Source organism: Actinacidiphila cocklensis, assembly GCF_907177275.1.
Lineage (GTDB): Bacteria > Actinomycetota > Actinomycetes > Streptomycetales > Streptomycetaceae > Actinacidiphila > Actinacidiphila cocklensis.
Genome location: NZ_CAJSLV010000001.1, coordinates 81,671 through 94,490 on the forward strand (window position 1 = coordinate 81,671; position 12,820 = coordinate 94,490).

The window sequence follows — 12,820 nt, forward strand, 5'->3', positions numbered from 1 at the left end:
GGTCATCCATCGGGCCACTGCGGGGATGCCCCGCTTGACAGCGGCGGAGTTCGACGCGCTGTACAAACGCCTCGCATCGGCCACCTCCTGGGCGAAAGGCGAGCGGGGCTCGCTGGTCGCTCTGACCCCAGGCCGGGTGGCGGCGGCAGCAAGGGACGTACGGCCCGGGCGGACGGTCACGCTCGCGGCGCCGGTGGAGACCTCGCCAGGCCCCGACAACCCGGAGCCCGCCACGCACACGATGCGCAACCCGCCGAAGCAGCACGCGGACACAGGGCTCCACTTCGCCAGAGACAGCTTCGCCATGAACGTGCACGGGGATACCGACAGCCACCTCGACGCCCTGTGCCACGTGATCTACGACGGCACCCTGCGCGGCAGCGTGCCCGCGAGCAGCGTCACGCCGGACGGTGCGACGACACTGTCCGTCGAGGCAGCCGCAGACGGGATCGTCGGACGCGGTGTGCTGCTGGACATCCCCCGGCTGCGAGGCGTGCCCTGGCTCGAACCCGGCGATCACGTGACTGCCGACGACCTCGGTGCCGCGGAGGCCTCCCAGCGGGTTCGGATATCCGAGGGCGACCTGCTCTTCGTGCGGGTGGGTCACCGCAAGCGCCGGACAGCAATGGGGCCCTGGCGCACGGCAGAGGCGAGAGCCGGACTCCACCCCACTGCTCTGGAATTCCTCGCGGAGCGTCGGGTCGCGGTTCTGGGCAGCGACGGCAACAACGACACCGCGCCCAGTTCCACCGAGGGCGTGGACTTTCCGGTTCACGTGCTGGCGATCCACGCCATGGGCCTGCACCTGCTGGACTACCTGCAGTTCGAGGACCTGGTGCCGGTCTGTGAAGCCGAGCGGCGCTGGTCGTTCCTCTGCGTGATCGCCCCGCTGCGTCTGCCGGGCGCCACCGGCTCACCCGTGAACCCCATCGCCATCGTGTGAATGCCTGGTGTTCTGATGGGGGCGCCTTGAAGCAGCGCCCTGCGTGGTGCGGGCGTCAGTAACCGGTGCCGCGCAGGGAAGGTCGAAGAAGCCCGCGTATCGGCCGCGTCGGCTATCAGACCAAATGCGGACAAAACGTTCGGCAAATGACCGTTATGCGCAGTCTGCTCTGGCAGAGTCGATGACTGTTCAGGGGTGCGCGAAGTCAGGCGCCCCAAGCGCCCAGTGACCGGGAAGTGCCATGAGTGACGCAGGAGGCAGCTCCGGCCGGAACGCAGACCGGAATACGGATCGCAGTGCTGAGGACCGTCCTGCTTCCCCGGCCCCGGACGCGGAGAGTCCGGCTCAGCCGGGCGCCGGGGGGGTCGGGCGGAGCACACGCTGCGCCCGCGGGTCCTGGCGAGGGACCGCGGCCGCCGTCCTGGCGGGCGCTGATCACCGGCCTGCTGATCGCCCTTGCCATGGCCGGCATCATGGTCACGACCTACGTGTCGGCGCAGCACGACGTGGTCGCCCGCGACCTTCCGTGGGGCGTGACCGGCGGCTCACCACTCCTCAACGCCTACCCGGACGTCGGTACCAACTTCTGGCCTTTGTGGGGAGAGTTCACCCTCATCTGCCTGTCCATCGCGCTCTTCGCTGCGACTCTCCAGAGCCTGATCGGCCCGATGGGCACCCTGCTCACAGTGGTCGCCGTCATCTTCTTCGGGAACCCCTCCACCGGCGGCGTCAACGGAACCGCGTACCTGCCGGCCTTCTGGGAGGACGTCGGCCCCATCCTGCCCCCGTGGAACGGAGTGACCCTGATCCGCAACACGCTCTACTTCGATGGCAACTCCATCACCCAGCAGCTCGTAGTCCTGAGCATCTACGTCGTCGTCGGGGCCGCACTCGTCATCATTGCCACCTTCGGCCCCGGGCAGTGGTGGCGCCGCGCCAAGCGACGCCCGCCCATCGGTCCCGACGAACAGACCGGTATCGCCGCCGTCCCGCCGGCGTGAGCCGGTTCCTGAGACCCGCGTCAACACGGAGGAACAGCATGGGCGACAGCACTTCGGTGCCTGCGGTCATCGTGGTCATGGGCGTCTCGGGGAGCGGGAAGTCCACCGTAGGGGCGCTTCTCGCCGAGCGGCTTCAGGTGCCCTTCCTGGAGGCGGACGATCTCCATCCGGCGGCGAACCGCGCCACGATGGCCGCCGGCCGGCCGCTGACCGAGCAGGATCGCCGGCCCTGGCTGCAGGACTTGGCCCGGTGGATCCGGCAGGTGACGGCGTCCGGCAGCGGGGGAGTCATGGCGTGCTCGGCGCTCAGGTACGAGTATCGCGAGGTGTTCCGCCGAGCGGGGGCGGGAGTCTGGTTCCTGCATCTGGCGGTTGGTGAGGCGGCAGCCCGCCGGCGGGTCGCCGGGCGCGCGGGGCACTTCATGCCCGCCGCGCTCGTGGACTCCCAGTACGCCGACCTGGAACCTTTGCGGCCCGACGAGCCCGGCCTGACCGTGGACGCGGAGGAGTCCGCGCAGGCGATCGTCAACCAGGCGTCGGCCGCCCTGCGGACGATCGGGTGAAGACCGGCCCGGCCCCCTGCCGCCTGCACGCCGGCTTCCGGCTCGCCCGATAGCCTGCAATTCGGGGTCGATGTCCCCTTTCGTCAGATAGCTGTCCGACCGGTCCCCGGGCGGGGCCGGCCGATGTCCGGACCAGGGCAGCCCACGACTCCAGAACGGGGCCTTCGTATGGCCGGCGATCACCACTACGACGTCATCGTCATCGGCAGCGGAGCGGGCGGCGGAACCCTCGCCCACCGTCTGGCCCCCAGCGGCAAGCGGGTCCTGATCCTCGAACGCGGCGACTACCTGCCTCGGGAGCGGGACAACTGGGATTCCACCGCGGTGTTCGTCACGGGCAAGTACCGGGCCCCGGAGTTCTGGTACGACAAGCACGGCGAGCGGTTCCCTCCTGAGGTCAACTACTACGTCGGCGGGAACACCAAGTTCTACGGCGCCGCCCTGTTCCGCCTGCGGCCGGAGGACTTCGGGGAGCTCCGCCACCACGACGGGATCTCCCCGGCGTGGCCGATCGGCTACGAGGACCTGGAGCCGTACTACACGCAGGCCGAGCAGCTCTATCTGGTCCACGGACGGCACGGCGAGGACCCCACCGAAGGCCCTGCGAGCGGCCAGTACCCCCATCCCCCGGTGGAGCACGAGCCGCGCATCCAGCAGCTCAGCGACGACCTGGAGAAGCGGGGCCTGCACCCTTTCCATCTGCCGATCGGCGTGAACCTCACCCAGGACGGGCACGGCCGGGCGACGCACACCAGCGTCTGCATCCGCTGCGACCGGGTCGACGGGTTCCCGTGCCTGATGAGCGCGAAGTCCGACGCGCAGGTGATCTGCGTCGACCCCGCCCTCGAACACGACAACGTCACGATGGTGACCAACGCCGACGTCCAGCGCCTGGAGACCGACCCGGCAGGCCGCACCGTGACCGGTGTGGTCGCACAGCTCGCGGACGGCACGACGGAAACGTTCAGCGGTGACATCGTGGTGGTCGCCTGTGGCGCGGTGAACTCCGCGGTGCTGCTGCTGCGTTCGGCAAACGACCGGCATCCCGGGGGGCTGGCCAACGGCTCGGACGTCGTGGGGCGCCACTACATGCGGCACAACAACGTGGCGCTGATGGCCGTGTCGAAGGAGCCGAACCCCACCAGGTTCCAGAAGACGCTGGCCCTGCACGACTGGTATCTGGGCGCCGACGACTGGGACTACCCGCTCGGCGGCATCCAGATGCTCGGCAAGTCGGACGCCGACCAGATCCACGGCGAGGCGCCGCGCTGGGCCGGCGTGGTCTCGCCCGACATGCCGTTCGAGGTCCTCGCCCACCACGCGGTGGACTTCTGGCTGTGCGGGGAGGATCTGCCGCTGCCCGACAGCCGCGTCACCCTCGACAAGGACGGCGGCATCCACCTGGCTCTGGACGAGAAGAACAACATCGCGGGCCTCAAGCGTCTCCGGCACAAGCTGGAGAAGATGCTCGGGCACCTGGGAATGCACGAGCACCGGCTGTTGTCGCACAGCATCTACCTGCACAAGGGGATGCCCATCGGGGCCACCGCCCACCAGGCCGGCACCGTCAGGTTCGGCACGGACCCCGCCGCATCGGCGCTGGACGTCAACTGCAAGGCGCACGACCTGGACAACCTCTACGTCGTGGACACGTCCTTCTTCCCCAGCATCGGCGCGGTCAATCCGTCGCTGACGGCCATGGCCAACGCCTTGCGGGTCGGGGACCACCTCATCGAGCGGCTGGGCTGACCGGCCGAGGACAGTCCTGTCGCCGTGGATCGGCGGACGCGTCCGCCGCCGCCGATCCGCCGGCCGCCGGGTCGGGTCCGGCTCTCCGCTACAGGTTGTCCCCGGGCAGGCCCGCGGCGTGGGTGTCGGTGTCGGTCAGTTCCTGCAGCCTGCCCTTCGTGTCCAGCCGGTAGACCAGCGCCAGCGCCGGACCCACCAGAACGACTGCGATGAGGGCCACCAGCCCGAGCCAGCGAAGGGCGTGCGGGGCGCCGGCCCCCTGGGCCACCGTCAGCGTGGTCGGCAGCAGGTAGGGGCGCTGGGCGAAGCCCCAGGCCACGACGGCGAGCGCGACCGTGGCCACCGAGGTGTAGCGCGTCCAGCGGTGGGCGCGGACCATCAGCAGGAGCACGGTGGCGACGCCGAAGAACGCGGCAAGTACCACGAAGAGCAGGCCGAGCCCCCGGGTGAGGCCGTGCCAGACGTACCGGGCGTCGTGGTGGGTGACCGGCAGCGCGATCACGGCCAGGACGACCACGGCGCCGAAGGCGAGCACGGCCCGCAGGCGGAAGTAGTCGACCAGGTCCTCCGCACCGAACCGGCGGGCGTCCGTGCTGAGGAAGACGGCGCCGAGGAAGGCGGTGGCCGCGATGGCGAGCAGGCCCGCCAGGATCGATGTCGGATTGCTCCACACGTGCGCGGAGGCGGGAGTGCCCACCGCGACGCGCCCCGAGGCGACGCCGCCGAGGACGGACCCGAGGAAGTAGGGCGTGAGTAGCGAGGCGATCGCGAACACGGCGCCGAAGATCCGCCGCCGGGCGATCCGTCGGCTCGGTTTGCGCAGGGCGAACCCCGCGCCGCGCAGCACCGTCCCAACCGCCGCGAGGAGCAAGGGCAGCCACAGTGCGGTGAACACGGCCTGGAACATGGTGGGGAAGCCGGTCCACATCAGGATGAGGACGAAGATCAGCCAGACGTTGTTGACCTCCCACACCGGTGCCATGGCGCGGTCGATCAGCCAGCGGGGTCGTTTGCCGCGGTCGGCTCCGCCGGCCAGCAGGTCCCAGAAGCCCGCGCCGTAGTCGGTGCCCCCGCCGCAGGCGTAGGCGGCGATGACCACGATCAGGACCCAGGCGATGGTGTCGGCCATCATCGGGCACCGCCGGAGGGGCCGGATTCGGAACGGCTGCCGGTCGCGGCGCCGACGGCTGCGGGGTCGGGCGCGCCCCTGGGCCCGTAGGGTGTGTCGACTTCCGGATCGACGGGGGCGAGCGTTCCCGCCGCGGCCTCGTCGGCGATCCGCCAGCGCGTGCGCATCTTGAGGACGACGGCCAGGAACGATCCGAAGACCGCGACATACACCGCGATGACGACGCCGAGCGTGGCCCAGATCCCGGCGGCCTGCGTGTGCGTGACGGCCTCGGACACGCGCATGTTGTTGTAGACGATCCAGGGCTGGCGGCCGACTTCCGTGGTGACCCACCCGCACTCGACCGTCACCAGGCAGGCCGCGCCCGCGATCGCGGCGACCCGGAAGAACAAGCGGTTGAGCGGCAGGTCCCGGTGCCGCCACCAGATCCACGCGTACCACAGGGCCAGCAGGATCAGGACGCTGCCGATGGTGGCCATGATGTCGAACGCGAAGTGCACGATCGTCGCCTCGGTCGGGGTCGGACGATCCGCGGCCGGCACCGAGGTCAGCCCGGTCACCTTGGTGTCGGGCCTGAACCCGGCCAGGATCGAGTCCAGTTGGGGGATCTTGATGCCGCCGGCGATGGTCCCGTCGGCGTTGAGCCGCCCGAAGACGTACTCGGGCACGTGCGTGTCGGTCTTCCAGACGATCTCCATGGCCGCGAACTTGACCGGCTGCTTGTGGAAGACCGCACGTGCGGCGTTGTCCCCGAGGAAGAACTGGACCGGGGTGAGGATCGCCGCGATGGTGAACGGCACCGTGAAACCGAGTTTGTGGTAGCGGTCGCGGCGGCCTCGCAGCCAGCCGACCGCGTACACGCCGGCGACCACATAGCCCGCGGTCATGAACATCGCGACCACGAAGTGCCAGTACTCCGGCCCGAACATCGGCGTGAACACGGCCTTGCGCACATCGACGTCCACCGGAACGCCCTGGGCGTCGAGAGTGAACCCGCGCGGAGTGTTCATCCACGCGTTGGCCGCGATGATGCCGAACGCCCCCATCACCGCGGCGAGCGGCAACGGCACGGCCAGCCAGAAATGCGTCCAGGGCTTGAGCCGGCGCCAGCCGTAGAGGTAGACCGCGATCATCACGGCTTCGAGGAAGAACGCCCACGCCTCCACACCGAAGCCGAGGCCGAAGACATCGCCCCAGCGCCCCATCATCCCCGGCCACAACAAGCCGAACTCGAAGGACAGCACGGTCCCGGTGACGACGCCGATGGCGAACTGCACCGCCATCACCGCCGACCAGCGCCGGGCGAGCTTCAGGGCCACAGGGTCGTTGCGGCGCAGTGCCCGGTAGTGCATCACCAGCGTGATGAAGGGCAGCGCCACCCCGAAGGGGACCAGCAGAATGTGCGAGGCCAGGGTGAAGGCCATCATCTCGCGGGACGGCAGGAGCTGGGACGGCGTGCTGTTCGCCAGATGGACTGCTGTGCTGAGCATGGGTGCCTCGGTGGTCTTCCCCGCCTCGGCGGGGACTGCAGGACGAGTGGTGGCGGAAAGGAAGCAACGTCCCGGCGAATCAGCGCTGTGGCGACACCGCTGGTGCTCCGTGGGGCCGCTCGGGCGGATTCGCGGTGTCGGGCAGCGTGAAGGCGCGTTCCCTGCGTGCTCCGGACGCGAAGGAGACGGACCAGCTGAGCACCGCGCCCAGCCTGCTGCGGAACCCTGTCAGGAAGGCGATGTGGATGAAGAGCCACGCCAGCCAGCCGGACACGCCCGACAGATGCAACGGGCCGGCCTTGACGACGGCCCGCCCACGGCAGATGTAGGCGGCGCTGCCCAGATCGATGTATTTGAAGGGTTTCGGCTTCTTCGCCCTGCCTTCCACGGAATGGCGCACGGCCCGGCCGGCATACGCACCGGTCTGCATCGCGACCTCTGCCAGACCGGGCAGGCGGTGGAGCCCCATCACGTCGCCCACGACGCGGATCTCCGGATGGCCGGGGACGGTGAGATCGGGTTCGACCGCGATGCGGCCCGCGCGGTCCTGGGTGGCGCCGGTGGCCCGTGCCAGTGCGGCGGCGATGGGCGGTGCCTCGACTCCGGCCGTCCACAGGACGGTGCGTGCGGCGTACCGGGTGGTCGTGCCCTCATTGTCCTTCACGGTCAGTCCATGGGCGTCGAGGTCGGTGACCCGCGTCCCCAAGCGGAGTTCCACCCCCAGGTCGCGCAGGGTGCGAGCCGCCCGCCCGGCCAGAGGTTCACCGAAGGGCCCCAGCACCTTGTCGGACCCTTCGAAGAGCAGCACCCGGGCCTGGAGAGGGTCGATGGTCCGGAACTCGCGATCGAGGGTGTGGCCGGCGATCTCCCGGATCTGCCCGGCCAGTTCCACGCCGGTCGGCCCGCCACCGACCAGCGCGAACGTGAGCCACTGGCGTCGTTCCTCGGCGTCGGTCGCCGATTCGGCCATCTCGAAGGCGCGGTAGAGCCTGCGGCGGATCTCCAGGGCGTCGTCCAGCGTCTTCATGCCCGGGGCGTGAGCGGCGAACTCGTCGTGGCCGAAGTAGGACTGGCGCATGCCGACCGCGACGATCAGATCGTCGTAGGGGACGGCGACGCTGCCGCCCTCCGGTCGCCGGGCATGGACGAGCCTGGCCTTCACGTCGACGTCGGTGGCGTCGGCGAGCAGGCAGCGCACGTTCTGGTGGCGGCGCAGGACCGCGCGCAGCGGCTGCGCGATCTGGCCCTCGGACAGGATCCCGGACGCGCACTGGTACAGCAGCGGCTGGAACAAGTGGTGGGCGCGGCGGTCGACCAGAGTCACCGCGACCGGCGCATGTCGCAGCGCCCGGGCTGCGAACAGCCCCGCGAATCCACCGCCGATGATCACCACCCGGCGAGGTGTGACGTGGTCTTCCACGGCCGCTCAGCCGCCGGTGGCGAAGCCGGGGAAGAGCGTCATCCCGCCGTCGACGAACATAGTGGTGCCCACGACGTAGTCGAGCAGGTCCGAGGCCATCGCGACGACCGCGTCGGCGATGTCCTCGGGATCGCCGACCCGGCGGTAGGGGATGAGCTTGAGGAGGTCGGCCTCGGCTTCGGGGGTCTCCCAGGCCGATTTGTTGATAGGTGTGCGGATGGCACCCGGGGCGACGGCGTTCACGCGGATGCGGTGCGGCGCGAGTTCCTGGGCCAGGGTCTGCATCATCATGCCGACGCCGCCCTTGGAGGAGGCGTAGTTGATGTGGCCTGTCCAGGGGATGATCTGGTGGACCGAGCTCATGCAGATGATCTTCCCCGCCGACCGGGACACCTCCGGGACGACGCCGCGGCGCATGAACTCCTTGGCGGCCTCCCGTGCGCACAGGAACTGCCCGGTGAGGTTGACGTCGATGACCTTCTGCCATTGGGCGAGGGTCATGTCCACGAGCGAGGAGTCCCGCTGAAGGCCGGCGTTGGCCACCATGATGTCGATGGTGCCGAACTCCTCCACCATCCGGCCGACCATCTCGACGACCTGGTCCTCACTGGACACGTCGGCCTCGTGGGCGTAGGAGCGGACCCCGAAGCCCTCGATCTGCTCGACGACTTTCTCGGCTTCGGCGGCCCCGGCAACGTAGTTCACCACGACGTCCGCACCGGCCCGCCCGAGCGCGAGGGCGGTCGCCAGGCCGATCCCCGAGTTCGCCCCGGTCACCAGAGCCTTCTGCCCCCGCAGAAGCTGCGCGTTCACCGGCGCGCCTTTCGCCTCGGCACTTCCTGCCACCACGGTCCCTCCTAGAGCGTTCCCGGGAGCCGGCTGCCACCCGGGACTCAGCACGCCTTTCGCTGGAAGGGAGCCCCCATGAGGGACCGGGCCTCAACCGCACCCCGGTGCTCCGGCCGAGAAGCCGTCGTATTCCAGTAGCCCAGACGAAAGCACCCCGCCTTACGGGTATCGGATCGGCGCGCCCGAGCCGGGTCCCTTCAGCGACCCACGTCACCCGGGCGGCCTACTGACCCCACCTGGAGCGGCAGCTCAAGGAGGCCTCGGGTGCGCGATTCCCCCGAACTCGTCGTCACACTCGGTGACGGACACAGCGAGGTCGGGGGCCGCCGGTTGCGCTTCCGGGGCTTGCGTGCGAGCCATGATGGCCGGAGGGCCGCCTGCCGGGCGGCACCTCTGCGGTGACGGGAGCGCGCACGTGGGACGGGGACCGGAGTGCGGCGGCAGTCGTGGTGAGCAGTAGCGATGGTTCTTGACCTGCTGCTCATCGGGACCGCCATCGCGTTGGGGCCGTTGCACAACACGGCGTTCATCCTGCTGCTGTCCGCGCACAGGGGAGTACGCAAGGGGCTGGCGTTCGTGCTGTCCTGGCTCGCCTGCCTCGTTGTGCTGATCGCCTGCGTTCTGCTGCTCACCGGCGGTAGGCCCCTCGTTCACCGCAGTGCCCCATCCACGGCGGCACTGGCCGTGAAGCTGGTCCTGGGCATCGGGATGGTGGTCTACGGGGAACGGAAGCGTCGTCGGGGCAGCCGTCCTCGTACGTCCCCCGAGTGGATGGCGAGGCTGGACAGTGCGTCGGGGTGGACGGCCGCCGGGCTCGGCGTGCTCCTGCAGCCCTGGGGGCTGGTCACCGCGGGTGCTGCCACGGTGGTCAGGGCGAATCTCTCCTCCGCCGCTTCGTACGTGGCCCTGGTGGGCTACTGCCTGCTGGCCACCTCGACCCTGCTGGCGATGGAGCTCCTCGTGACCTTCCGGCCCGGCGCTGCCCAGGCCAGGCTGGGCGGGTTGCGTACCTGGATCGACGGCCACCAGGACCAGGCTGTCGTGTCGCTCTCGCTCGGACTCGGTCTATGGCTGATGGGGAGGAGCATCTTCGATCTCGTCAGCTGAGCCCGTGCCGCGTCGCCGCCGCTTGAGGGCGAGGCTGGAGAGGTCGCCCAGGTCCAGGCTGCTGCGCGGAGTACGCCGTCGGGGGCGAAGCGGCCTCCCCCCGCTGCAGGTGCACGGCGACGGTGATCGAGAACCCTGCGTGGGATGCGGCCGGGGCAGGCGCTGCCTCCTTATGGTGATCTGGTGAACCGCCTTCTGCCGTGGTCGCGGAGAGCCCCGAGCGGTCGGCCGCTGTCCAGGGCGGACTACGCGGGCGCCCTGTACGGGTCGCTGCTGGCTGCCTCCGTCGTCGCCGCGGCCAGCGCGGTCGGTGACTTTCCCCGGCTCCAGCTCGTGGTGCTGCTCCTGGTGACCGGCCTGGTCTTCTGGGCCGCGCACGTCTACGCCCACCTCGCCGGCGAACGGCTGGTCGGCCGGCGCCTGGACTGGACGGAGACGCGGCGGGTCGGGCGGCGTGAGTGGCCGATCGTCGAGGCGGCGGTACTGCCTGCTGTGGCGGTGGCGCTGAGCCCGCTCCTGGGGCTGGGGTTGAGCGGTACGGCGTGGCTGGCGCTGGGAGTCGCCGTGACACAGCAGGTCGCCTGGGCGTGCATCGGTGCTCTGCACGCCGGTGCCTCCCGTGCGCTGGTGAGCGTGGAGGGGGCGGTCAACCTGATCCTGGGGCTGGCCATCGTGGCGGCGAAAGTGGCTGTCGGACACTGAACACACCCCGCCCGGCCTGCTGAGCGCCGTGCTCCGGTCCGGCGACGAGGCGCCGCCCGCTCCGGGACCGGCGGACCCCGGGCGCTGCCGGCTCCGTGCGCCGCGGGCGGCCGCGCAGACCAGCCGGTGACCCGCTCCGGGTGGCGGCCGGAGCCGAACTGGGACGACGATAGGACGTGGGCCCGCCTTCGTCATCGCCCGGGGCGAGCACATGGGCAAGGGCACCGGCGAACGCGAGATCCGGCACGCCCGGGCACGGCGGGGGAAATCCGAAACCCACGTCCGTGAGACAGCCGCGGCACCAGGAGGTCCGCGAGGCAGCGGGGCGGACGAACTCGCGAAACCCGCCGAGACGCACGACCGCGGAATCCTCCCGGGCGAGGAATTCCAGCAGGCAAAGGTCAAGGTCCTCCATCGACGCGCACCGTTCCGCGCGGAACCCCTGGTGCGCTCTCCATCGAAAGGCCAGTGATCATGTCAACAGTGTCAGAAACCCCCGTCCTGGACACCCTCGCCGCGATGACCCTCGACTCGCTCGAGCGGTGCGGGCTGCCTCCGGACACGCTGATCCTCACCCGGATCGCCGCGCTCGCGGCTTCGGAAGCACCCCCGATCTCCTATGCCGCGCACATCGACCCCGCCACCCGGGCCAGCCTCACGGCCGGCCAGGTGCAGGACGTTCTCGTGGCCATCGCGCCCATCGTGGGCACCGCCCGCGTCGCGCTGGCAGCCGGGAACATCTTCGAAGCACTGGGCATGGCCATCGCCGTTTCCGAAGGTGAAGGGGGCCTGTAGGCCCGCGCCGAGTCCCGGGCAGGTGACGAGATGACACCTGCCTTGCTGGTCGCCGGTGCAGATGTCGCAATCCACACCAGGCCAGAAGGCCCTCACCCATTGCAAGATCCCTTCGGCGGAGGGCGGGTGTTCCGCGACGACACTCCCTCCGCCTCCCACCAGTCGCCGCGGCTCTGTGCACGCGGCCGGGGCGCGCCGGGGTCGTACGGAGCGCCTCCGGCGAGGGCGGGGTGCAACGCGCCGTCAGGGGCCGGTGCGGATGCGGGCGGCCCACCGAGGGGGTAGGTCTGTGGGGACTCCGGGCTGCCCGGGCAGTGCAGTACCTGCCCGGGCAGCTCCACGTCGCGCGCCGCCGCGTGCCGGAACACCTCGACGGGGAGCGCCGCCTTCGACGGGAAGTGCTGGTACACCGAGCCTGCCGCGACTCCGGCGGCGTCGGCGACTGCGGTCACCGACGCCTGCGACCACCGGCCGGACCGTCGCACCGCCGGGTCCCCTGGCCGGGCCGCCCGCGGGGCGTCCGCCGAACGGCCGAAAGGGTGACGGGGCCCGCGCGTCGCCCCGTGTCCCGTTGCCGAGGTGCAGCCGGCGCACCCGCAGCGAACGGGTGTGTCGAGATGCGGTCCCGCCCCGGCTGCTCGCTGGTGCAATGACGACGTGTGCCGAACCGGCCGTACGCCCGCCTGCTCGGCGCGGGCCGGCCACGAGTCGGTGAGGAGTCGACGTGAGCAGCAACGAAGCCACCGAAGCCGACGGGCCGGGTCGGCGGCGCCACCGGCGGACGACATGAACAGCAAGATCGCCCAGTTGAAGGACCTCGGCGACCTCAGGACGCAGGGCGTGCTCACCGACGCCGAGTTCGAGGCGCAGAAGGCGCGGCTTCCCGCCTCCTGACCGCCCGTCACCCGCCGCCCCCTCCTGACTCACCGGCACCCACCGCACGCCGCACCGACCAGCGGACAGCCCCCCGCCCCGGGGGGCTGTCCGCTGTCCGCTTCCGGCCCCTGTCCGCTCCCTGCCGCTCCGTACGCCGCTGCGTTCCCCCAGCTCCTGCGATGCTCGCCGGATCACC

12 protein-coding genes and 1 pseudogene are annotated in these 12,820 nt (G+C 70.6%); 8 read left to right on the forward strand and 5 right to left on the reverse strand.

Features of this window, described 5'->3' with window-relative positions:
* Nucleotides 1–25 precede the first annotated feature (25 nt).
* From NFU81_RS00290 to NFU81_RS00305, 4 genes are all read left to right on the forward strand, one after another.
* Nucleotides 26–943: a cyclase family protein gene (locus NFU81_RS00290; protein WP_422665118.1), complete on the forward strand. Its 918-nt coding sequence runs from the start codon at nt 26–28 to the stop codon at nt 941–943.
* Nucleotides 944–1,404: 461 nt separating this feature from the next.
* The gene (locus NFU81_RS00295) at nt 1,405–1,944 is read left to right on the forward strand and encodes a hypothetical protein (RefSeq protein WP_251483502.1); all 540 of its coding nucleotides are present in this window, start codon (nt 1,405–1,407) and stop codon (nt 1,942–1,944) included.
* Nucleotides 1,945–1,982: 38 nt separating this feature from the next.
* Nucleotides 1,983–2,507 carry a gluconokinase gene (locus NFU81_RS00300; RefSeq protein WP_251483503.1) on the forward strand — a complete coding sequence of 175 codons (525 nt, stop codon included), beginning with the start codon at nt 1,983–1,985 and terminating at the stop codon, nt 2,505–2,507.
* Nucleotides 2,508–2,675: 168 nt separating this feature from the next.
* Nucleotides 2,676–4,256 (forward strand): GMC oxidoreductase, encoded by a 1,581-nt coding sequence (locus NFU81_RS00305; protein ID WP_251483505.1) that lies wholly within the window; start codon nt 2,676–2,678, stop codon nt 4,254–4,256.
* 88 nt (nt 4,257–4,344) lie between these two features.
* On the opposite strand, the gene NFU81_RS00310 is transcribed toward NFU81_RS00305, so the two are convergent.
* The 4 genes from NFU81_RS00310 to NFU81_RS00325 form a co-directional block, all read right to left on the reverse strand.
* Nucleotides 4,345–5,388 (reverse strand): cytochrome d ubiquinol oxidase subunit II, encoded by a 1,044-nt coding sequence (locus NFU81_RS00310; protein WP_251483507.1) that lies wholly within the window; start codon nt 5,386–5,388, stop codon nt 4,345–4,347.
* The gene (locus NFU81_RS00315) at nt 5,385–6,875 is read right to left on the reverse strand and encodes a cytochrome ubiquinol oxidase subunit I (RefSeq protein ID WP_251483509.1); all 1,491 of its coding nucleotides are present in this window, start codon (nt 6,873–6,875) and stop codon (nt 5,385–5,387) included. Before NFU81_RS00315 ends, NFU81_RS00310 begins: the two co-directional genes overlap by 4 nt.
* Nucleotides 6,876–6,954: 79 nt before the next feature.
* The gene (locus tag NFU81_RS00320; protein WP_251483512.1) at nt 6,955–8,295 is read right to left on the reverse strand and encodes an NAD(P)/FAD-dependent oxidoreductase; all 1,341 of its coding nucleotides are present in this window, start codon (nt 8,293–8,295) and stop codon (nt 6,955–6,957) included.
* A gap of 6 nt (nt 8,296–8,301) precedes the next feature.
* Complete coding sequence (locus NFU81_RS00325; RefSeq protein WP_251483515.1) at nt 8,302–9,108, reverse strand: SDR family oxidoreductase; 807 nt, start codon at nt 9,106–9,108, stop codon at nt 8,302–8,304.
* A 498-nt stretch (nt 9,109–9,606) separates the two neighbouring features.
* On the opposite strand from NFU81_RS00325, the gene NFU81_RS00330 reads away from it, so the two are divergent.
* From NFU81_RS00330 to NFU81_RS00340, 3 genes are all read left to right on the forward strand, one after another.
* Nucleotides 9,607–10,251 carry a GAP family protein gene (locus NFU81_RS00330; RefSeq protein ID WP_251483519.1) on the forward strand — a complete coding sequence of 215 codons (645 nt, stop codon included), beginning with the start codon at nt 9,607–9,609 and terminating at the stop codon, nt 10,249–10,251.
* A 183-nt stretch (nt 10,252–10,434) separates the two neighbouring features.
* Entirely contained in the window at nt 10,435–10,953 is a 519-nt protein-coding gene (locus NFU81_RS00335) for a hypothetical protein (RefSeq protein ID WP_251483522.1), read from the forward strand.
* Between the two features lie 474 nt (nt 10,954–11,427).
* On the forward strand, nt 11,428–11,748 hold the full coding sequence (locus NFU81_RS00340) for a carboxymuconolactone decarboxylase family protein (protein ID WP_251483525.1): 321 nt from the start codon (nt 11,428–11,430) through the stop codon (nt 11,746–11,748).
* A gap of 299 nt (nt 11,749–12,047) precedes the next feature.
* Here NFU81_RS00340 and NFU81_RS00345 read toward each other — a convergent pair.
* Nucleotides 12,048–12,215: pseudogene (locus tag NFU81_RS00345) on the reverse strand (TetR family transcriptional regulator); the annotation flags it as partial.
* Nucleotides 12,216–12,534: 319 nt separating this feature from the next.
* Here NFU81_RS00345 and NFU81_RS00350 point away from each other — a divergent pair.
* The gene (locus NFU81_RS00350) at nt 12,535–12,642 is read left to right on the forward strand and encodes an SHOCT domain-containing protein (RefSeq protein WP_308208239.1); all 108 of its coding nucleotides are present in this window, start codon (nt 12,535–12,537) and stop codon (nt 12,640–12,642) included.
* Nucleotides 12,643–12,820 lie beyond the last annotated feature (178 nt).